We start from the raw sequence: 21,920 nt of genomic DNA, 5'->3' as shown, positions 1-21,920 counted from the left end.
TTAACTAAAATATGGTGATGTATGAAAAAGGGGTTGGTGTTAGGAATTTTTGCTGTCTCATTGGCTGGTTGCGGAGAGAAAGATGTAACGTATGATGGAGAATACGTCTGTATTATAGATCAGGATATAAACCGTGCTGCGGATCTAACGGGTAATGAATATGAATTCCCTAGTAATTTGTCAGAAGCCGTCATTGTGATTGACAATAGAGTAGTTACAGTAAAGGGAATGAATCTTGGAGATTATGTAACTCCAAGGCTTGAAGAGAAAAAAGGGAAAGAGGGCGATGAACTGTTCTATGATAAAGATGATGTTCATATTGGTTATATGAAAAGGTTAGGGATACTTTCATTCAGACTTCCTGACGGAAGCGGTCAAGTTCTAACAGGATGTAAAAGTAAATAACCTGAACTCGGGATAAGAAAAACAAAAAAGAAAGGAACTAAAAGCGGGAGTAAAAGTGGTTATTGATGCAGGGGGCGAATTAACCTTACAGGCAGCAGGGAACTTTGTTAAGATTGATGCTGGCGGAATTACATCTAGTAAAATGATTAATTTTGGTACTGGGGCACCTTCAAGTGGTGGGGGGGAAGGACAATTACCTGATGTTGTGAAAATATTAGGGACTTCAATCCCACAAAGTTCATTACCTGATATTCCTTTTATTCCTGAGAAAATATGTATTAGCTGTTTGATAAAAGCGGAAGAATATGGTGAAATTCTTGTGAAAAGGGAAAATAATGTATGATACCTAGAACTATGCATTTTTATTCTTTTTTTAAAGAATATCCTCAATATTGTAATGAGGATACAATTATACTTTTTTCTCTCACAACACGACAAAGTTGAACGGGTATGTTCAGTCAAAACGATTGGGGATTTAAAGGGGAAATAGTTACGTTTTTGTTCATCCATACTATGCCTGCTTTATGATAAGATTTCTCATATTAAAAGCAGGCATATAAAGTGACATTACTGTCGATTAAAAACAGGGTAATTATTCACAATGCGCCAATTTAATTGCTAGACCACCTTGTGACGTTTCACGATATTTGGCATTAATATCTTTACCCGTTTCATACATGGTTTCGATAACCTTATCTAAGCAAACTCGCGGGTCACTCACACGGCGTAATGCCATGCGCGCCGCGTTGACCGCTTTTACTGCGGCTATTGCATTACGTTCGATACAAGGCACTTGAACTTGCCCGCCAACAGGGTCACAAGTCAAGCCAAGGTTATGCTCCATCGCGATTTCTGCTGCTACACAAACTTGTTCTGGACTTCCTCCCATCAACTCGGCAAGGCCTGCTGCTGCCATTGAACAAGCGACACCGACCTCACCTTGGCAACCAACTTCTGCACCAGAGATAGAGGCATTCATTTTGTATAATGAGCCGATAACACCTGATACTAAGAAATAGCGAGTATAGGAGTTCTCATTTACAGGACGAATAAATTTGTCATAGTAAGCTAAAACGGCAGGGATAATGCCACATGCGCCATTAGTTGGCGCGGTGACAACACGGCCTCCCGCAGCATTCTCTTCGTTGACGGCTAAGGCGAACATATTGATCCAGTCAATTACTGCCATTGGGTCAATATTGGTATTATCGCTAGTCACAAGTTGACGGCGTAATGCTGCGGCACGACGAGGTACTCGTAGTGGCCCCGGTAATAACCCTTCGGTGGTGACGCCACGCTCAATACCCGCCTTCATGACATCCCAGACAGCCGCTAAATATTGATGGATTTCTTCTTTACTGTGTATGGCTAACTCATTTTGCATCACGAGTGCAGAAAGGGATAGGCCTGTCTCTTTACAATGCTTTTGTAAATCTGCTGCATATTTATAGGGATAGGGAACTTGTACTGATTGTTCAGTCGATTGACCAAAATGCTCCTCATCGACAATAAAACCCCCACCGATAGAGTAGTAGGTCTTTTTGTAGATCACGTTATTATCGGCATTAAATGCACTAATGGTCATGCCATTTTCATGTAAAGGTAAATTGGTTGAATGGAAATTCATCCCGCCTTCAATGGGGAAGTCAACCTCATGCTGCCCTTGAGCCAACAGCAATTTACCACTTTGCTCAACGTGACGGATAAAGTTAGGTATGGCATCAATATCAACAGTATCAGGTAAGTTACCAGCGAGACCCATAATAATCGCGATATCAGTTGCGTGTCCTTTCCCTGTCAATGATAAAGAACCATAGACATCAACCGCAATTCGTGAGGTGGCTGTCAGAAGGTTTTGTTGGATTAAATCCTCAACAAATTGTTTACCCGCTTTCATCGGGCCGACGGTGTGGGAGCTAGATGGACCAATACCAATCTTGAAGATATCAAATACGCTAATCATATTCAGCGCTTCCTATATAAAGTCTTAATTTCTTAGGCATGTGATGCCGTATCTTCCGGCATCTTATTTGAGAAGGGGAGGCATATCCGCCGGAGTGGATCCCGCCTCCCGATAAAGGCTGACTTAGAAGAACAACTTATAAGTTGCGGCTGAGATAGCAATCAAACCCATGATAACGATAAATGCATTGCTTAACTTACCTGAGTACTTACGCATTGCTGGAACTTTACTGATAGCATACATAGGCATTAAGAACAGTAAGATAGCAATGATTGGGCCACCTAGACTTTCGATGATATCCAGTACGCCAGGGTTTAATGTTGCCACTAACCAAGTGGTGACTAACATGAAGATAGCTGTACCACGATTCAATTTACGAACGTCAATTGTTTTGCCTTTCGCACGATAAGCGCGCTCAACGAGGCCATTAAAGCCTTCTCGTGCACCTAAATAGTGTCCGAGGAATGATTTAATTATAGCAACGAAAGCGATAATTGCGGCAGCAAATTTGATGAAAGGTTGATCAAAGTAACCAGATAAGTAGTCAAGGATACTAATGTTCAGTTTTTTTGCTTGAGCCAAATCTGCCGAAGACAGGGTGAACACGCAGCTAAACACAAAGAACATAACAGTGAATACCATTAAGATGTGTGCAGATGCGAGGATACGTGAGCATTTTTGTTCAGCCTGTGCACCATATTCTTCACGCTTCGCTACAGAGAACGCTGAAATGATAGGTGAATGGTTGAATGCGAACACCATAACAGGAATGGTTAACCAGATAGTTACCCAGATACTCTGACCACCACTGTGTTTTGCCGCTTCTGTGATGCCCTCTATGGTTAAGGTATCAAGTACCGCACCATTCCAATGGGGGATCATATATAAAGAGAAAGCGAGTAGCACGGCGATAAATGGGAACACCAGCATACTCATCACTTTAACAATATATTTTTCACCGAATGCTACAATGGCCATGATGCCACCCACCAAAACCAACGCTAGCAACCAACGTGGTGGTGCGGTAAAGCCCATGAGTTCTGTCAGAAATTTGTGCACATTATTGGTGATAGAAACACCATATACCAAGAGGATTGGATAAATTGCAAAGAAATAGAGCAGGGTGATCCAGTTACCCGCAGTACGTCCAAAATGTTCTTCAACCACTTCAGTGATATCACCTTCAGGCTTTGAACCTGAAAGAACAAAGCGTGTTAAACCACGGTGAGCGAAGAAGGTCATTGGAAAAGCGAGTACTAACATCAACAGGACGGGAAGTAGGCCGCTCATTCCTGCATTAATAGGTAGGAACAAGACTCCAGCACCGATAGCTGTACCATATAAACCAAGCATCCATACAGTATCTGTTTTACGCCAAGCAAGGGCATTTCCAATTTGCGAGGCTGTTTTATCGATGGAACCAACTCGAGTTGTATCCATAATAGTCTCCGAAATAAAAGTCAAAAAATAGGCATCTCGGTGAAGGCATAAGCCATCACTGATGTTTTAATCTTTTGGTACGAACAAATTATCGCCAAATATAATGTGCAGTTTTGTTTCTACCTAACAATCTGATTGGAAATAAATATAAAACTGATAGTAAATTTATTTTCAATCAGTTTTGTTAGTTTTGTGGGTAGATTTGATAAACCACTTTTGATGGTGCAAATGTACCTATTTTTAGTATAAATCACCGTGATCATACTCTCAAAAGAGAAAAATGTCTTTAACGTGATTATTTTTCGATTTTTATAAAATTGTTAAGAAATTTACCTTAAGATTAATAAGGGGAGGGAGGCTTTTAATATCGGAGAATAACCAATGGGGAGTAGTTATGTGTCAATTTATATTTGTGTGGAGGAATATTATTATATTAATGAATAGAATGGATTTATTGAAGTAGTAGGAAAATGAATTAAATCCAGAAATTAATATTGAATCAAAACCAATTATACACTGGTTTTGAGTTATTTAACTTGTTGTTTTCAATGTGTTTATTTTGTTTTGTTATAGTTGTTTACTTAGTGATTAATTATTATTTTTTTAGTTTTTTTATTCTAAAGACATTAATGAATAATAAGATGGTTTAAAGAGCAGTTGAATACTTATTTTTCGAAGGAAAAAATAATTAAAAAGCGTAACAAAATATTTGTTAATTAAATGTTGTTTATTCTGATGGTGAAAAGGCTTTTTTATTCATTTTTAGAATGGAAAAATAAAACTAAATATTGATTCAACGCAAAATTTAAATTGTTTAAGTACTGGCGTAAATAACGCCAGTACTGATTAATGAAAAAATTAGGGTTGTACCCAGCCTTTGCGAATAAGAACTGAAAATATGATTTGGTAAAGATGTGTGAGCGGGGCTTGGATTTTATGGCCGATAAGTCCCCAAAGAATTTGGGCTAAACCACACGCGATAAGACCCAAGATAAATGCCCCTATCATATCTAAAGGCCAGTGGACGCCTAAATAGATACGTGACCATGCAATTGCAATAGCGGGAACGAGCATCAATAAACCAACCCATGTTCTTAGCCAGAACAAAAATGCGAAAACAAAGGTAAAGACGATAGTACCGTGATTGCTAGGGAAAGAAGCGGTTGGCTCGTGCTCAAGGAAATTGGTGCCTATTCCCATAACAAAAGGGCGTTCATGAGGTGCAACTAAGCCAATCAACCATGAAATAAACAGACCGATCACTAAGGCGTATGCTGTTTTGCAGACGAATGCTCTTTGGCGGGTCATATCCTGTTTGGCACCCCATAACCAGCATGCCGCAGTAAACAGAGGGAAAAGGAGAATTAAGCGTTTAGCGATAACGGTTGCAAGTGCGATAGTACCACTTGCAGACGCTGGGGCCGCATTAATGAGATTAAAGAGATCTTGATTAAGTTGTTCCAGCACGGGTGTATACCTCAGAAAATGGGTGATAAATAAGACGATAAAGCGAGAGAGTAAAGTCTCTTACATGGCAGGTAAAGTGCCTTTATCTTAATATTACTTAAATAGAGCGATAAGTTGACGTTTTGTTGATGATTTACTCAATAGCGATAAGACAAATTTAAGGTGCGATAAAGGAATAGCTTATGTGGTTTCAAAAAGAGATAAGATTAACAGCAAAAAGCAGAGGGTTTCATCTAGTGACCGATGAGTTGTTACAACAGCTTCCTGAGTTGAAACAGATCCAAGTTGGGCTGCTGAATATCTTTATTCAACATACATCGGCTTCACTGACAATCAATGAAAATGCAGACTATACGGTAAGACAGGATTTTGAAAGCTTCTTTAACCATGCTGTTCCTGAAGATGAGCCTTATTATCAGCATAACTATGAAGGAAGTGATGATATGCCTGCCCATCTTAAAGCGAGTATTTTAGGCGCGAGTTTGGTTATTCCTGTGAGTCGAGGACGTCTGAACATGGGGACATGGCAAGGAATTTACCTATGTGAACATCGAAATTATGGTGGGGAACGCAAAATAGTTCTGACATTGCAAGGGGAATAGAACGGTTAAGCAATAAAAAACCCGATAGCGATAAAACGTAAGTTGGCTATCGGGCTCCTCAATATGGGGACATCAAAGAAAAGCAGTGGCATAAATTAAGACCCCCCCTAAATAAGAAAGTTCGCATAGAGAAAAAAAATTTGCTTTATTTTTTAGCAATAGGAAGGAAATAGCACAAATTGAGAAAGGAAGCGACTCGGATTAGAGACTGAGCCGCCCATGGAGATTGTTGCTTATTTATAGAGATCGAGGTGCTCTTTTGCGTAAGCTTCGAAATCAGTGCAGCCGCCGATGTGTTTCTCATCGATAAAAATTTGTGGCACAGTCAGCACTTCTTTACCGACTGTTTTAGATAGATCTTCTTTGGTGAGGCCTTCTGCTTGAATATCGACGTAGCGGTAGTCAAAGTCATCGCGGTCATTTTTCAGTTTTTCAGCTAACTCTTTAGCACGAACACAGTATGGGCAGCCAGGGCGACCAAAAATCACAGTGTACATAGTATCTCCTATAAGACTAACACAGTTTTTTTATCCACAATGCCCAATACTATGCCTCCATACTCGTCATACTTCAAGATGCAGCTTTGTTGATTTGTCTTTGTCACCGTGCACTTATTGAGGGGAATAATAAGGTGAATGATTTGCCAGACAATAAGCTAGAAATAAATGGTGATTTTACCTTTTGCTAGTATAGCTCTGATGCAGAATCCGCTAGTATATGGGGTATACTGCATCGCTAAACAATACCCCGTTGTAGTGCTGTTTATTCGGTAGGGGGTATATAGTTATTGTTCTAGAAGGGGACTTGATGAATAAGAAACCACAGCGAGAAATGCGTTCGCTATCCGATCTTCCTAAGCCGATTCTCATCTTAGAAGCAGTAGGGATTTTACTGCTTATTGTTGTCTTACTTGCGATGAATGGCTATCTGACCTTACCTGAGCCATTGATGCAGAAAAATGTTTTAGTCGCGATTGTTATGGTTGGGATTGGTTGCTTGATACCAGCCACTATCAATATTGTTTGGCGAGCGATACATGGATTAAGCTTTCTTGGTATTGATAATCAAAACTCATCAAGGCCGGGAAGAAAGAAAAAGCAAGATGACGATGATGATAAAGAGGAGAAAAAGGGGGAGTGAGCATGGTTTTACTGGTGTTTTCACCACCAATGTGTGAAAATTATCCGCTTTTCTAGCCAAAAAAATTCGGTTTGGTTAGGTAAGTGTTATTCTATTAGTTTTTATTTGAGTTGAAGAAGGTTATTACCCATGGATTCTATTTGTTACCCTGACATATCACAGCTTCGTGAATGGCTTGATCAACTCAAAACCTCTTATTTCGAGTGTGATTCTTGTGCTGCTCTACATTTGCCGCATATGCAAAATATAGAGGGCATTTTTGATGCCAAACTCGACATTATTAATAATGTTCTTGTCCTTTCCGCTCTGGCGGAGCTTAAGCCAACGGCGATCGTGACTTTAGTGGCCAATATCAGCCAAATCAACGCTAGCTCACTGACAGCCAAAGTCTTTCTTGAAATTAATAATGAAAACTTACCTAAGTTAATCGTCAGCCAATCCTTCTCGCTTGAAGCTGGGATGACTTATCGCCAATTTTGCCATTTCTTACAGCAAGCAGAAGATCAAATATCATCGATCATTTTTGAAATTTATAGCAATAATTTGTTGTATTCGAACCAAGATGAGTTTGATGAAGAAACTGTTGACCTTGATATTGATGATAACCCTTCCGTAACGCTCCATTAAATTTTTATATTATGCATTGTGAGAAATATGAGGCAGGCGAATGTCGTTCCTGTCAATGGCTTGAACTACCAGCTGATCAACAACTCAAACTAAAACAGGAAAACCTAGTTTCTTTATTACCAATGGTGGCTGCCGACGTATTTCAATCGCCAGTTGCCAGCCCTTTATCAGGGTTTCGTAATAAAGCCAAAATGGTGGTGAGTGGAAGTGTCGAAAAACCAATATTGGGCATTGTGAATTCACAAGGGCAGGCAATTAGTTTAACGGATTGTCCGCTTTATCCTGAGCCATTTTCAGCCGTTTTTGATGTCATTAAACCTTTTATTGCGCGAGCAGGTTTAACGCCTTATAACATTGAACGTAAACGTGGCGAATTAAAATACTTATTATTAACGCAAAGCCAGCATACGGGTGAGTTTCTGTTGCGATTTGTCTTGCGTTCAGAAAAAAAAGTTGAGCAGCTAAAAAATGCGTTACCGTGGTTGCAGCAGCAATTACCCCAATTGGCGGTGATCACGGTTAATTTGCAGCCTGTCCATATGGCGATATTAGAAGGCGAACAAGAAATTTATCTCACTGAGCAGCAGGTTTTACGGGAACAGCTAAATCAAGTGCCACTGTTTATACGGCCGCACAGTTTTTTTCAAACGAACCCTGTTGTGGCTGCTCGGTTATATCAAACAGCGCGTGAGTGGGTTAAAAAGCTTAATATCACTAGCTTATGGGATCTTTTCTGCGGTGTTGGCGGATTTGGCTTACATTGTGCGGAAAAGCAAACTCAGTTAACGGGAATTGAAATTAGTGCTCCTGCGATCGCTTGTGCCAAGCAATCAGCGCAAGAGCTTGGACTACAACATGTTGAGTTTCAAGCATTAGATTCAACGAAGTTTGCAACGGCTAAAGGAAATATTCCTCAATTGGTATTAGTCAATCCACCTAGGAGAGGCATAGGTAAAGAGTTATGTGAATATCTTTCGACTATGCGGCCTAACTATATTTTATATTCAAGCTGTAATGCTCAGACCATGGCAAAAGATATTGAGCAATTGGAAGGCTATGCTGTGAGTAAGGTGCAGTTGTTTGATATGTTCCCACATACTGCGCACTACGAAGTGATTGCATTATTAGTCAAAAACTAAACAACTTACCTAGCGAATTATTTAGAACATTTTTATTAATCGAATAGTGTGATAATTAAAGCAGCTTATTAAAAGATAAGCTGCCGGATAATGTTAATTAGAAATGATAGGTGACACCCAATAAAATATCATTAGACTGAGCTTTAATTTTGGATTTAAAGGTGCAGCCATCTTCGATAGCGGTAACTCAAATCCATTGACAGATTGTCATTAACGGCATATTGAACCTCTAAACCTAAGCGCCAAGCAAAATTGTTTTTCGTTTTAGATTTAGACAATGAACATCATCCGTTAATCTCCCTTCGGGATCCCATTCTCTATATTGATAGCTGGAATTATATTTAAGGTTGGTCAAGCCGATACCTGCACGAATATACGGGGTAATTTTCGCTATTTACCTGTTGATTGCTATCAACAACAATCAAGCAGGAACACAACGTGGTTTGTGGAGAACGTCATCAAGTACCATCGTATGGTGGAAAATTATGTCTCAATCTTACTTGATTGTGGTTTTACCCTTGAAGGGTTGAAAGAGCCTAAACCGCTTGCTAGTGCGCTAAAAGAGCGCCCTGATCTTGAACGCTATACCCGTTATGCACCATTTTTAGTATTAAAAGCGGTAAAACGCTAGCCCTGATGGTGAATCAAACAGACTGCTGATAACACGAAGAGGGAAAAACTAGGGTTTTATCCCTGTTTATCAGCAAGCCTCAAGGGCTTATTTTCATAAGCCCTTTTATGACTGTGATAGGTTAAATTCAAAGATAAAACGGGTTAGTTCCTTTGCTCAAATGCAAGAGCGTGACGTTCAATAAATCGCATGATGATCGTCAAAATTGCGTTAACAACGAGGTAGATGATCCCCGCAGCCACAAATGCCATTACATCCCAACTTTGACCAAATACTTGGCTACTGTAACCCATAATATCCATCATCGTGATCGTACTGGCGAGTGAGGTACTTTTAAAGATTAATACCACTTCGTTCGAATAAGATGATAAAGAGCGCTTAAACGCATAGGGAAGAATAATCCGCATGGTCTGGGCTTTAGACATACCTAATGCTTGGCATGATTGCCATTGCCCAGATGGAATTGCTTTTACGGCACCATGAAAGAGTAATGTTGAGTAAGCAGCACTATTGAGGGCTAATGCAATCATCGCACATACCCAAGGCGTTGAAATAAACTCCCACAGTACAGGATAGTTTTGTAATGATTTAAATTGGCTAGGGCCATTATAAATCAGGAAGAACTGCACCAATAATGGTGTGCCGGTAAATAGGGTAATATAGACTTTGACGGCTTGCGAAATAATTGGCGTTTTTAATGACAAAATGAGCGTAAATAATACGGCCAATATAAATGCCACAAATAATGCGCTGAAGGTTAACGATAAGCTCGTTGGTAAGCCAGGTAAAATATCGAGAATTAAATCAATCATTGCGATTCACCTCTTTCAAAGCGAGTTGTACGCAATTCAATTCGTTTCAAAATAACTTGGCTTAATAAGGTAATCGCAAGATAGATAAGCCCTACAATAGCGTACCATGTAAAAGGTTCATGGGTACGGTTAACAATGGTCTTAGTCTGTAACATAAGATCATTAACACTGATTAAAGAAACCAGTGCGGTATCTTTGAGTAATACCAGCCATTGGTTGCCCAAGCCGGGCAGCGCATGACGCCACATTTGTGGCATGATAAAACGAAAGAATATGGTTCGTTTGGTTAATCCAAGCGCTAAACCTGCTTCCCACTGCCCATAAGGCACCGCTTTTAAGGCACCGCGTAGGGTTTGTGATGCGTAGGACGCATAGAGAAGGGCTAATGCAACCACACCGCAAGCGAAGGGGGTAAAGTCAAACTCACCGCTGTCTGCAAAGAAAATGCTCGGATCAATCTGTAAGGTGGTTTGCCAGAAACCCAGATTGATCTCTATCCCATCACCTAAAATATTAATCAGTTGCAGTGTGCCGAAATAGACAAATAACACAACCAGCAGTTCAGGTAGACCGCGGATCAAGGTGACCCAGCACGTTCCTAAAAAAGCGATAGGTTTAAAACGCACGGACTCCCATGCCGTAAATAACATGGCGAGGATCAGGCCCAATATGAGAGCAGAAACAGCAAGGCCGACGGTGATACCGGCGGCACTTGTTAGAAAAAGAAAATTGTTCATTAACAGTATCGATTATTGTTCAAACCATTTTTTATAGATAACGTCATAAGTTCCATCAGCTTTTACTTCTGCCAATGCCTTATTCATTTTATCTAACAACTCTTTATTACCTTTACGAACCGCGATACCTAAGCCGATACCAAAATACTGTGGATCAGTGACTTTTTCACCAACAGGCGCTAAGTTTTCGTTGCCTTTGGCTTTTAGCCATTCGTCAGCAACAGCAGTATCACCGAACACAGCATCAATACGACCATTTTGCAGATCAAGGATAGCTGATTGGTAGTTATCATAAGGAACGGTCGTCATATCCTTATGCTGTTCCATGATATATTTTTGGTGAGTTGTGCCATTTTGAACGCCAATTTTTTTCCCTTTTAACTGATCAACAGAAGAGACTTTCTCTTTAATGGCAATAAACTCAGCCGAATTAGGGTAATAAGTGTCAGTGAAGTCCACTTGTTTTTGGCGATCAGGCGTAATATCAATACCTGCCATCAATGCTTCAAAACGACGGAATTTCAAACTTGGGATCAAGCTATCGAAAGATTGATGGGTGAATGTGCAAGTTGCATTCATTTTTTCACACATCGCATTGGCAAGGTCGACGTCAAAACCCACGATTTGGTTGTTTTTGTCAAACATTTCAAATGGGGCATAAGTCGCTTCTGTTGCAAAACGGATGGTCTCTTTTTCCGCCGCAGTTGCAGATAGGGTTACAGCGCCAAGTAGTGCAGCTAATATAATTTTTTTCATTGCTTAATCCTATATCTATTAGTGTGACAGATAATTTGCAAATGCTTCAGTTTGAGGTGCTGTGAAATGGCTGGCATCCCCTTGTTCAACAATATGACCGTTTTCCATATACACCACACGGCTAGCGGCTTTACGGGCAATCTCAACTTCATGAGTCACGATTACCTGTGTAATTCCTGTTGCAGACAACTCGCGAATGATATCGACGACTTGTGCTGTAATCTCGGGGTCAAGGGCTGCCGTTGGTTCATCAAATAGCAGAACTTGTGGTTCCATCATCAATGCACGAGCAATGGCAACACGTTGCTGTTGGCCGCCAGATAAATGCAAAGGGAAACGCGTTGCAAATTGTGTTAATCGCAAACGTTCTAATAATTTTTCCGCTTTTGCTTTTGCTTCTTGACGTGACAGCTTTAAAACTCGGCACGGCGCTTCAATTAAATTATCCATGACGGTGAGATGAGGCCATAGATTGTATTGTTGAAAAACCATTCCGACATTTTGACGTAATGCACGGATAGCTTTGGCATCAGGGGTTGAGGCAAAATCAAAATTTTGACCTGCAATGTTAAGTACACCTGAACGTGGCATCTCCAACAAATTCAGTACACGTAGCAAAGAGCTTTTGCCTGCACCGCTAGGCCCGAGTAATACCATGGTTTCTCCGGCAGGGCACTCTAAGTTGATATCAAAGAGCGCCTGATGAGAGCCGTAAAAACAGTTTATATTTTTTAATTGAATGCTCATGCTTACCAATAATACCTTGTTTAACTGACACAGATATTAATCCTGTAAGCATATTTATGCAATAATATATGCATAAAAATTTGGTTTTTTGTTATTAAGCAATCATCATTTTGGCGGCTGTTGCCCAGTTGATGACTTGCCTGCAAGTTGTTTATCCCGCTCAAACGCCAATTCACTAATACGTTTAGCCATGCCTTTAAAAATAAATAGATGGGCAGGCATCATGGCAAACCAATAGAGCAACCCACTAAATCCTGCGGGGTGCCACCATGCACGTACATCAATTGAACGGCGGCTACCGCTATCGTGAATGGTGAAAGTCAGGCGGCCTAGCCCAGGCGCTTTCATCCCAAAGAGCAGGCTAAGCTGTTTATTAGGCTCCAAATTAATGACGCGCCAACCATCAATTTCATCACCTAATTGCAGCTCTTCACGAGCGGGGCGACCATATTTCACTTTGTTTAACATCATGTCATCCATAATGGCACGGGTTTTCCAAAGTGCGTTGGCATAAAAATAGCCGTTTTTACCCCCGATTTGCTGCACAACATGCCATAGCGACTCTGTACTTGCCGAAGTGCCGAGTGTGGCACCGGCCTGTTTAGGGTAAAAACCATAACCCGGTCGCCAGCGTTTTTTGACTTCAGGATCATAACCCCAATCTGCATTGTCGATAGCATCGGCTTCTTGAGCTAAGGTAGTTTTGACCGCCTCATCAAATGAAACCAACGTTTGTGGGATCAGTTCGCGTAAGGCTTTATCGTCGGCAGGCAGGTCATGCTGCAATCCTTGGATCAACTCTTTAGCAATTGCCGGAGGAACTGAGGTGATCAAACTGATGAAGTGGACGGAGATCATGCTAATAGGAATAGGGATAGGGATCAGCAATCTACGCTTACCGCTGATTTTTATAAAGCGCTTGAATAGCTCTTGGTAGCTCATGTACTCAGGGCCACCCGCATCGTAAATTTTACTTTCAGTCACGGGGCGTTTTGCTAATTCAGTTAAGTAATGCAGTATGTTACTCAGCGCAATAGGTGAAGACTTTGAACGTACCCAACGCGGTGGGGTTAAGATAGCGAGGTTGTAAACCATATCACGCATGATCTCAAAAGCCGCCGATCCTGAGCCAACGATGATTGCTGAGCGGATCTCTGTGACTGGCACCTGACTCTCACGTAAGATCTCCCCTGTTAATCGACGAGAGATCAAATGTTGAGAATAGCTGTGACCATGTTGTAGTGAACTGAGATAAATAACATGCTTAACATTCGATTGATCAAGTGCTTGCTGAACATGGCGAGCCGCCGTGCGCTCACGTTCAATCAGGTTGGCATGATCAGCCATGCTATGAACGAGGAAATAGACAATATCGATCTCCTTCATCACGTCTTTGAGTGTTTCAGGGTCTTGCAGATCAACATAAACACATTGTGTATCTTGCCAGCCTTGTGAGAGCATCCAATCCACCCGCCTAGCAGCGGCTGTCACTTGATAGCCTTGCTTAATTAATTCGGGGATTAAATTTTGCCCAATATAGCCACTGGCGCCCAATACTAAAACACGTTGCTTTTCGTTCATCTTGGTTTCCTGTTTCACTCTCATCTGTCGCTATTGTGACTGAAATTCTACTTATGTAAAGTGCTGTTAATTATAGTCATTTTAGGACTTGCCACTTATCTATCATGTTATAAATAAGTGGCAATCTGTGAGTGAAATATAGCTAAGTGAAAAATGCCATTAAGATCGGGGTAACGAGGCTGAGCACGAAACCATGCACAATAGCGGCCGGTACGATAGAGACGCCACCACTTCGCTGGAGGACTGGGAGGGTAAAATCCATTGATGTTGAGCCGCAAATACCTAATGCGGTTGAGCGGTAGCGGTTAATAATTAAAGGGATCAACATAATCGCAGCGAGTTCACGAGCGAGGTCATTAAAGAACGCGGCGCTCCCCATGACAGGGCCATAGGCATCGGTTAATACAATCCCTGTTAATGAGTACCAGCCAAACCCAGAGGCCAATGCTAGCCCCATTTTTACGGGTAAACCTAATAATAATGCGGCAATTGCGCCACCAGCTAGCGCGCTGATTGCCATCACAAAGGCGATTGTGGTTCCTCGGCGGTTAACTAAGATTTGTTTAATACTCATGCCACTATTGCGAAGTTGCAAGCCGACAAGAAGCAGTAACATCATTAACGCAATTTGGCTGCCTTTATCGGCATAGTGCAGGAAATCAAATCCAGTTAAGCCAACTAAGAAACCAATCAATAGCACACCACACAGTTGCAATGATTCAAATACCATTTTTAAACGTGATGGAGGCTTTTCTTGTTTATGCTTAGGGATTTTCCAAGGATCTAACTTATCTAATAGCAGTAGTGAGATAAGGTTAAGTGAAAATATACAACCAAAGAATGTGAGTGCGTAGATTAAAATTGAAAATAGGTGAACACTTAAGTTTTCAAGTAAAGCGAGTGTAATCCCCATTAAAAAGAGAATGATATAAACCATTGAATTTAACGCTCGATGTATAATATCTAAAATCTTTTTATTTTTTATAGGGATAAGATAACCTAGCGTTAACGGTAGTAAAATAATGAGTAGTCCTGAATACATTTTGCATCCTTATAATTATCCCATTAACAAGGGGTTATATATTAATTATTATATTTGATATTAATTTCATTTATTTGCTGTTTTATCAGTCTGGCAGATGGTTCTAAGATAGCGTCTTTTTCTCCAGTTATGGCTAAAAAATAGGATAAAAAGACTAAAAAATAAAGTTTAACTATTTTATAACACTATAAATGGAGGCTCAACTTAGTCAGCTCTATTGTTATCTGCCGTTGATACGTCGTCAAGTGGCTTTACGGACGAGCCAGCCGCGTCTGTTGCCGAAATACAACTTTAGTTATTGAGTGTAAAAATATATTTAATTTTCGAGCTGTCTTATAGTCATACCAGCAGTTAAGAGGTAAGCTCTAAAAATAGATTAATAGCAAGGAGAGGGTGTATGTATCTGGAACGAGTGGAAATCTACGGTTTTAGAGGGATTAACCGGCTCTCATTAGCTTTAAATAATAATACGGTGTTAATTGGTGAAAACTCATGGGGAAAGTCGAGCCTTTTGGATGCACTGACGATTTTACTTTCGCCCGAACAAGAAAATTACCAATTTAATAAGCATGATTTTCATCATCCAACAGGGGATGATGCCTCTCGATTTCGCTCATTGCAGATAGTGTTGAAATTTTGTGAAAACCGCCCAGGCCGACATCGCTCATTTCGCTTTCGTAATCTTACCTCCGTTTGGGTCGATAACGGTGATGATCTTAAGCATATCTTTTACCGCGTTAGTGCTGAACTAAAAGAAGACGGCAGCATTAGCGTTGACCGCAGTTTCCTCAATGCAGGGGGAAATAAGTTGTCATTGGATAATGTCGGTAAATATATCAAAGAAATTATTCGCTTATATCCAGTGATCCGTTTGCGTGATGCCCGTTTTTTGCGCACATTAAATACTGAGACGATTGTTGCGGGTGAAAAAGAGGTACGCGATATTTTTAACTCGCGAATGGAAGAGCTGACTCGTGCATTAATCAATAATCCGCAACGCTTGAGCGACGAGGAGTTGGTTGAAGGGGTGGATGCGATGCAGCAACTGCTCAGTCATTATTTTGCGGGGCAAAGTAACCATCTGTTTCAAGAGCATAAAGCAGCAATTAAGTTTGAACCACGCAAAAGAGGCTGGCATGCTTTAGATAATATTAGCCGTATTATTGCAAAACCAAATCAGCGTAATATCCGTTTAATTATCTTAGGCATGTTTTCTTCTTTATTGCAGTCAAAAGGCAATATCCAACTCGATAAATATGCACGCCCTTTGGTTATTGTAGAAGACCCCGAAACACGCCTGCATCCAATTATGTTGTCGATTGCTTGGGGTCTACTCAATCTCTTTTCTTTACAACGCTTGACCACAACGAATTCCGGGGAGCTTCTGTCGCAAGTGCCGATTGAAAATCTTTGCCGCTTGGTGCGCGATTCCGGCAAAGTTTCGGCTTATCGCTTAGGTGAGAATGAGCTATCTGCGGAGGAAATTCGGAAAATCTCCTTTCACATCCGCTTTAACCGGCCATCAGCGATGTTTGCGCGTTGTTGGTTATTGGTTGAAGGCGAGACTGAAATTTGGTTAATGAATGAGTTAGCGCGGCAGTGTAACTATTACTTTGAAACAGAAGGCATCAAAGTGATTGAGTTTGCACAAAGCGGTCTTAAGCCTTTGTTAAAGTTTGCCAGCAAAATGGGTATAGAATGGCATACACTTGTTGATGGCGATGAGGCTGGTAAGAAGTATGCCGCCACCGCGCTGAGTTACGCTGAAAAAATGCATGACACGGAACGAGACCGATTAACTCGATTGCCGGCACCGGATATGGAGCATTTTTTATATCGCGAAGGATTTAAACATCTTTATCATGAGATATCAGGGATACCGGATAACGCGAAAGTTTCGACTCGACGTGTGATTATTAAAGCAATTTCCAAAACATCCAAACCTGATCTTGCTATCGCTATTGTCAATCGAGCAGCAGAATTAGGGCCAGATTCTATCCCATCACAACTCAAAAATATGTTTTCTCGGGTAGCGTGGTTAGCAAGAGGTAAAGCTTACTAAATTATTCACGAATGCTCGGCTAAATAGGTAAATTTTATGAGGGGGCGTAGCCCTCTCTTTATTGGTATAGGTATAGATTGAATGAGAGCAAATTCACGTAAGAAGTGGCTGGTTTCTTTACTGGTTATTTTAATTGCGATTGGTATCGCATTCTTTTTTTTCACGGAAGATAAAAAAGAGGCTTTTCAAACAGTCGCAGTGGCCCGAGGTGATCTCAATAAACAAGTTCAAGCAACAGGTAAACTGGATGCTGTGCGCAAAGTTGATGTCGGTGCGCAGGTCAGTGGGCAGCTACAAACTCTGTATGTTCAAGAGGGAGATAAAGTCAAAAAAGGTGATTTGCTAGCGGTCATTGATCCACAAAAAGCACAAAACGACGTGACAGAATCTCAAGAAACGATCCATGAGCTGGAATCACATTTGGCGTTAGCGAAAGCAGAGTTACGCTTAGCTGAAGTGACTTATCAACGCCAATTGAGTTTATCTAAGCTCCAAGCCGTCTCAAAACAAGATTTAGATAAAGCGCAAACGGATGTCGCTGTGAAAAAGGCGCAGGTGGCAACATATCAGGCGCAAATTAAGCGCAACCAAGCGACCTTAGATACGGCAAAAACAAACTTGAAATATACACAAATTACCGCGCCAATGGATGGTATTGTCACGTTTATCAAAACATTACAAGGTCAAACAGTGATAGCGGCTCAGGAAGCGCCAACCATTCTGACATTAGCTGATTTGAATACAATGTTAGTTAAAGCTGAAGTGTCAGAGGCGGATGTTATTCATCTTAAACCGGGTCAGGCAGCGTCATTTACTGTATTGGGCGCGCCAGATAAACGCTTCTCAGGGGTGTTGAAAGATATTTTACCGACTCCTGAAAAAATCAACGATGCTATTTTTTATTATGCACGTTTTGAAGTGCCCAACCCCCAGCATTTACTGAAATTACAAATGACGGCACAGGTCAAAATTGATCTTGAATCGCATAAAAATGTATTACTTTTACCGCTCTCTGCTTTAGGGGATGAAGTTTCCCCGCAAATTTATGAGGTAGAAGTGTTGCAGGGAGAACAGGCTGAAAAACGGCAAATAAAAATCGGTAGCCGTAATGATGTATATGTTGAAGTCACTGATGGACTAAAAGAAGGCGAACAGGTGATCACCGGCCGTAACGCGGAGAGTTAATATGTCAGCCTTATTAGAACTTAGAGGGATCACGCGACGTTATCCTGCTGGTGAAACAGAAATTACGGTATTGAAAAATATTTCATTAACTGTTGATGCTGGGGAAATGGTGGCCATTATTGGTGCATCTGGCTCGGGGAAATCAACTTTAATGAATATCATCGGCTGTTTGGATAAACCTAGCTCAGGGGAATACTTTGTTGCTCAGCAAAATATTTCCCAGCTTGATAACGATCAGCTAGCTGAGTTACGCCGTGAACACTTTGGCTTTATTTTCCAGCGCTACCATCTACTTAGCCATTTAACGGCTGAACAAAATGTTGAAGTTCCCGCCATTTACGCGGGGGCAGGTAAGACTCAACGCCGTAAAAAAGCCATTGAATTATTAGCGAAACTCGGGCTTGGCGAACGAACAGAATACCGACCAAGTCAGTTATCGGGAGGGCAACAACAGCGGGTAAGTATCGCGCGTGCGTTGATGAATGGTGGTCAAGTTATCCTTGCTGATGAGCCAACTGGTGCCCTTGATAGCCACTCTGGTGAAGAGGTAATGAAAATCCTCAAAGAATTATGTGCGCAGGGGCACACCGTTATTATTGTTACCCATGACCCCAAAGTCGCTCAGCAGGCTGAACGCATTATTGAAATTAAAGATGGCGAAATTATTAGTGACTCAGGCTCTGCTAAAGCTCCAAATGTACCTTCATTGGAGAAAACATCACCTAGGAAAATGTCGTTAGGGCAAATCTATGGACGGTTTAGCGAAGCACTGTTAATGGCTTGGCGCGCCATGGTGGTTAATAAAATGCGCACACTACTCACCATGTTAGGCATTATCATCGGTATTGCGTCAGTCGTCTCTATTATGGTGATCGGTGATGCCGCTCAAAGCATGGTTCTCAATGATATAAAATCAATCGGCACGAATACCATTTCGGTTTACCCTGGGGAGGATTTTGGTAGTGATGATGCAGAGAATCGGCAATCTTTAAAGCCATCCGATGTTGACGCCATTGCCAAGCAACCTTATGTGCAAGCCGTATCGGGGGAGTTATCTAAATCAACTCGATTGCGTAAGGGGAATTTAGATGCTTCAGCCCAGCTATTAGGGGTTGGGCGTGATTATTTTCAGGTCTACGCTGAAAAGTTTTCCGAAGGGATGAACTTTACTGCAGACATGGTAGAGCGTAGGGCGCAAGTGGTTGTGATTGATGCGAACACAAAACGTCGCTTTTTTCCTAACCAAAAGCAAGTGGTAGGGGAAACCATCTTGATTGGGAATATGCCAGCTACCGTGATCGGTGTTCTCGCGGAGCAAAAATCAATTTTTGGTTCAAGTAATTCGCTGTCAGTGTGGCTGCCGGATACGACGGTAAATAGCAAAATCTTAAATCGACCTTACTTGGATAGTATTGTCGTAAGGGTTAAAGAGGGGGTTGATGCCAAAACAGCGGAGCAACAGATCACCCGCTTATTAACATTGCGACACGGTAAGAAGGACGTTTTTACTTACAATATTGATACGCTTGTGAAAACAGCGGAGAAAACCACTCGTACCATGCAACTGTTTCTAACCTTGGTCGCTGTTATTTCGCTGGTGGTTGGTGGTATAGGCGTGATGAACATCATGTTAGTTTCCGTTACTGAGAGGACCCGAGAAATTGGTATCCGTATGGCGGTTGGTGCGCGCACAAGTGATGTGATGCAGCAATTTTTGATTGAAGCGGTACTGGTCTGCTTGATTGGTGGGTTAATGGGGATTGGGCTTTCCTATGGCATTAGTGTCATGGCGCAAATGGCGTTGCCCGGCTGGACTTTCGTTTTTCAACCTATGGCGCTGATCAGTGCATTTATCTGTTCGACAGCAATTGGTATCATTTTTGGATTCTTACCCGCGCGAAGTGCAGCAAGATTAAACCCTATTGATGCATTAGCAAGAGAGTAGTAAGAGATCTATCTGTATTTTTTCAAGTACCTCTGTAATGGTCAGAGGTACTTCAACATCCTTATTTTTATATCAATTTATCTCCCCAGCCTTTAGTTTTCCCGTTATAGTTATATCTACATACACAAAAAGCTATGTAAAAAGTTAAATTCTACTTGCGATTTGGTATCGAACATGGATATCATTTGTCTCGTAGAATAAATGAAACCTAGTTCCATAAAATGGAACAAATAAAATAAAGCCAATAAACTTAATAGCAAAGATCCACACAGCAGGAATACTAAATGGCGAATAAAACAGGTGAAGATTATTCTCTGGCTCGGGTGCCCTTCAGTGCTCGCAGGCCATTCTACGAAGTTCTTATAATCCGAATTGGCTCACTAGCCTGTGTATCTCAGGTGATGTTAGGTGCAGCATTGGGTTATGGACTGACGTTTTGGCAAGCGTTTTGGGCCACAATGTTAGGTTCAGTGATTTTACAAGTTGTTAGCTGGGCTTTAGGTGCAGCTGCGTGCCGTGAAGGAATGTCAATCAGTCTACTATCAAGGTGGTCTGGATTTGGTAAGTTAGGCTCTGCTTTAATTGGTGGCGCAATTGCGATTTCACTGATGGGCTGGTTTGGCGTACAAAATGGCTTCTTTGCGGATGGAATGTATAAAGCGACGAATGTGCTAACACCAGGGACTTGGTCGCTTATTACAGGTATCGCGGTGACGATTATTACGGTATATGGGTATCGCTTTTTATCTATTACCGCAAATATATCAACGCCGCTATTTTTACTCGCATTAGCTTGGGCAACCTATAGCTTGCTTTCTGGGCAAGATATCGGAGCGCTTATTAATCGCACTGAACCTGCGGGGGCTTTTATGACTCTACCAGCAGCCATTACGATGGTTGCTGGTGGGTTTATTATTTCAGCTATCACAACGCCCGATATTAGTCGTTTCATGAAAAGCCCGAAAGAGGTTTTTTGGATGACCCTTATCGGGACTTTTTTTGGTGAGCTGTTAGTCAATATGATTTCAGTGTTGATGGCACTTGCCCTGCGTACCAATGAAGTCTTTGACCTGATGTTGACATTAACTGGGTTGGTTGGAGCATCGATCGTTATCTTCTCCACTATCAAAATGAATGATATTAACCTCTACTCTTCATCACTAGGTTTATCGACTTTATTGAATGCCATCTTCAAAAAACGGTTTGACCGTCGTTATCTAACGTGGGTTATCGGCATTTTGGGTACGATCGCCTCGATGCTCGGCATTTTAGATAATTTTGTGGGTTTTCTGATTTATTTAGGTATAGCAATCCCACCTGTGGCGGGGATCATGGTGGTTGATTATTATTTATTAAAGCGTGATCGGCGTGAGTTAGATACAACCAGAGCAGCGGGTGAACTTCCAACTCTGTGTGAGGCAGTTAATCCCATTACGTTGGTTGTTTGGGCTATTGCTGTTGTTGTCGGTTGGCTAAGCTCGGCATTAGGCCCTTGGGATACTGATTTTGGTGTGCCAGCGCTTAACTCTTTGCTAGTTAGCGGAGTCCTTTATTGGATGATGATGCTGCTGCAAGCTCGAATAAAAGGTGTCGATACGCTGCAATTTCGTAAAGTTAACCATTTAGATTAAGGATGAGA

Annotated in this window: 21 protein-coding genes; 11 read left to right on the top strand and 10 right to left on the bottom strand. The window is 41.4% G+C overall.

The window, feature by feature from the left end:
- The first annotated feature begins 21 nt into the window (after window positions 1-21).
- A complete protein-coding gene (locus PR709_RS05760; protein ID WP_076914367.1) occupies window positions 22-405 on the top strand; it encodes a hypothetical protein in 384 nt (127 codons plus the stop codon).
- Between the two features lie 55 nt (window positions 406-460).
- The gene (locus tag PR709_RS05755; protein WP_004918029.1) at window positions 461-748 is read left to right on the top strand and encodes a hypothetical protein; all 288 of its coding nucleotides are present in this window, start codon (window positions 461-463) and stop codon (window positions 746-748) included.
- Window positions 749-997: 249 nt separating this feature from the next.
- On the opposite strand, the gene PR709_RS05750 is transcribed toward PR709_RS05755, so the two are convergent.
- From PR709_RS05750 to ybjG, 3 genes are all read right to left on the bottom strand, one after another.
- A complete protein-coding gene (locus PR709_RS05750) occupies window positions 998-2,368 on the bottom strand; it encodes an L-serine ammonia-lyase (protein WP_036943586.1) in 1,371 nt (456 codons plus the stop codon).
- 123 nt (window positions 2,369-2,491) lie between these two features.
- On the bottom strand, window positions 2,492-3,808 hold the full coding sequence (locus tag PR709_RS05745) for a serine/threonine transporter (RefSeq protein ID WP_014657823.1): 1,317 nt from the start codon (window positions 3,806-3,808) through the stop codon (window positions 2,492-2,494).
- An 858-nt stretch (window positions 3,809-4,666) separates the two neighbouring features.
- Window positions 4,667-5,275 carry an undecaprenyl-diphosphate phosphatase gene (ybjG, locus tag PR709_RS05740; RefSeq protein WP_004918034.1) on the bottom strand — a complete coding sequence of 203 codons (609 nt, stop codon included), beginning with the start codon at window positions 5,273-5,275 and terminating at the stop codon, window positions 4,667-4,669.
- A gap of 182 nt (window positions 5,276-5,457) precedes the next feature.
- Between ybjG and PR709_RS05735 the strand changes: the two genes are divergently transcribed.
- A complete protein-coding gene (locus tag PR709_RS05735; RefSeq protein ID WP_004918036.1) occupies window positions 5,458-5,877 on the top strand; it encodes a secondary thiamine-phosphate synthase enzyme YjbQ in 420 nt (139 codons plus the stop codon).
- 233 nt (window positions 5,878-6,110) lie between these two features.
- Here the strand turns inward: PR709_RS05735 and PR709_RS05730 are convergent, their stop codons facing one another.
- Window positions 6,111-6,374 carry a GrxA family glutaredoxin gene (locus tag PR709_RS05730; RefSeq protein ID WP_004918038.1) on the bottom strand — a complete coding sequence of 88 codons (264 nt, stop codon included), beginning with the start codon at window positions 6,372-6,374 and terminating at the stop codon, window positions 6,111-6,113.
- A 310-nt stretch (window positions 6,375-6,684) separates the two neighbouring features.
- On the opposite strand from PR709_RS05730, the gene PR709_RS05725 reads away from it, so the two are divergent.
- The 4 genes from PR709_RS05725 (at window position 6,685) to PR709_RS05710 (ending at window position 9,414) form a co-directional block, all read left to right on the top strand.
- A complete protein-coding gene (locus PR709_RS05725; protein WP_004918040.1) occupies window positions 6,685-7,017 on the top strand; it encodes a DUF1418 family protein in 333 nt (110 codons plus the stop codon).
- Window positions 7,018-7,146: 129 nt separating this feature from the next.
- A complete protein-coding gene (locus PR709_RS05720; protein WP_004918042.1) occupies window positions 7,147-7,644 on the top strand; it encodes a YbjN domain-containing protein in 498 nt (165 codons plus the stop codon).
- Between the two features lie 11 nt (window positions 7,645-7,655).
- Complete coding sequence (gene rlmC / locus PR709_RS05715; protein ID WP_036943589.1) at window positions 7,656-8,783, top strand: 23S rRNA (uracil(747)-C(5))-methyltransferase RlmC; 1,128 nt, start codon at window positions 7,656-7,658, stop codon at window positions 8,781-8,783.
- 322 nt (window positions 8,784-9,105) lie between these two features.
- Window positions 9,106-9,414: a hypothetical protein gene (locus tag PR709_RS05710; RefSeq protein WP_131728118.1), complete on the top strand. Its 309-nt coding sequence runs from the start codon at window positions 9,106-9,108 to the stop codon at window positions 9,412-9,414.
- A 143-nt stretch (window positions 9,415-9,557) separates the two neighbouring features.
- On the opposite strand, the gene artM is transcribed toward PR709_RS05710, so the two are convergent.
- From artM to PR709_RS05680, 6 genes are all read right to left on the bottom strand, one after another.
- On the bottom strand, window positions 9,558-10,226 hold the full coding sequence (artM, locus tag PR709_RS05705; RefSeq protein WP_004918049.1) for an arginine ABC transporter permease ArtM: 669 nt from the start codon (window positions 10,224-10,226) through the stop codon (window positions 9,558-9,560).
- On the bottom strand, window positions 10,223-10,963 hold the full coding sequence (gene artQ, locus PR709_RS05700; protein WP_004918050.1) for an arginine ABC transporter permease ArtQ: 741 nt from the start codon (window positions 10,961-10,963) through the stop codon (window positions 10,223-10,225). The genes artM and artQ overlap by 4 nt, the downstream gene beginning before the upstream one ends.
- Before the next feature lie 12 nt (window positions 10,964-10,975).
- Window positions 10,976-11,719 (bottom strand): arginine ABC transporter substrate-binding protein, encoded by a 744-nt coding sequence (gene artJ / locus PR709_RS05695; RefSeq protein WP_004918052.1) that lies wholly within the window; start codon window positions 11,717-11,719, stop codon window positions 10,976-10,978.
- A gap of 18 nt (window positions 11,720-11,737) precedes the next feature.
- A complete protein-coding gene (gene artP / locus PR709_RS05690) occupies window positions 11,738-12,466 on the bottom strand; it encodes an arginine ABC transporter ATP-binding protein ArtP (protein WP_004918053.1) in 729 nt (242 codons plus the stop codon).
- 105 nt (window positions 12,467-12,571) lie between these two features.
- Window positions 12,572-14,047 (bottom strand): DUF2867 domain-containing protein, encoded by a 1,476-nt coding sequence (locus PR709_RS05685; protein ID WP_014657826.1) that lies wholly within the window; start codon window positions 14,045-14,047, stop codon window positions 12,572-12,574.
- 142 nt (window positions 14,048-14,189) lie between these two features.
- The gene (locus tag PR709_RS05680; protein ID WP_004918058.1) at window positions 14,190-15,089 is read right to left on the bottom strand and encodes a lysine exporter LysO family protein; all 900 of its coding nucleotides are present in this window, start codon (window positions 15,087-15,089) and stop codon (window positions 14,190-14,192) included.
- Between the two features lie 397 nt (window positions 15,090-15,486).
- Here PR709_RS05680 and PR709_RS05675 point away from each other — a divergent pair, with 397 nt between their 5' ends.
- From PR709_RS05675 to PR709_RS05660, 4 genes are all read left to right on the top strand, one after another.
- Window positions 15,487-17,151 carry a DUF2813 domain-containing protein gene (locus PR709_RS05675; RefSeq protein WP_004918060.1) on the top strand — a complete coding sequence of 555 codons (1,665 nt, stop codon included), beginning with the start codon at window positions 15,487-15,489 and terminating at the stop codon, window positions 17,149-17,151.
- Window positions 17,152-17,232: 81 nt separating this feature from the next.
- Window positions 17,233-18,336, top strand: a complete 1,104-nt coding sequence (macA, locus tag PR709_RS05670) for a macrolide transporter subunit MacA (RefSeq protein WP_004918062.1) — start codon at window positions 17,233-17,235, stop codon at window positions 18,334-18,336.
- Window position 18,337: 1 nt separating this feature from the next.
- A complete protein-coding gene (macB, locus tag PR709_RS05665; protein ID WP_004918063.1) occupies window positions 18,338-20,281 on the top strand; it encodes a macrolide ABC transporter ATP-binding protein/permease MacB in 1,944 nt (647 codons plus the stop codon).
- Window positions 20,282-20,565: 284 nt separating this feature from the next.
- Window positions 20,566-21,912: a purine-cytosine permease family protein gene (locus tag PR709_RS05660; RefSeq protein ID WP_014657827.1), complete on the top strand. Its 1,347-nt coding sequence runs from the start codon at window positions 20,566-20,568 to the stop codon at window positions 21,910-21,912.
- The last annotated feature ends 8 nt before the right edge of the window (window positions 21,913-21,920 follow it).

This window comes from Providencia sp. PROV267 (assembly GCF_028477825.1).
Taxonomy (GTDB): Bacteria; Pseudomonadota; Gammaproteobacteria; order Enterobacterales; family Enterobacteriaceae; genus Providencia; species Providencia stuartii.
The sequence above is the reverse complement of the archived record's forward strand: the minus strand, read 5'-3'. Positions and strand labels throughout refer to the sequence as shown.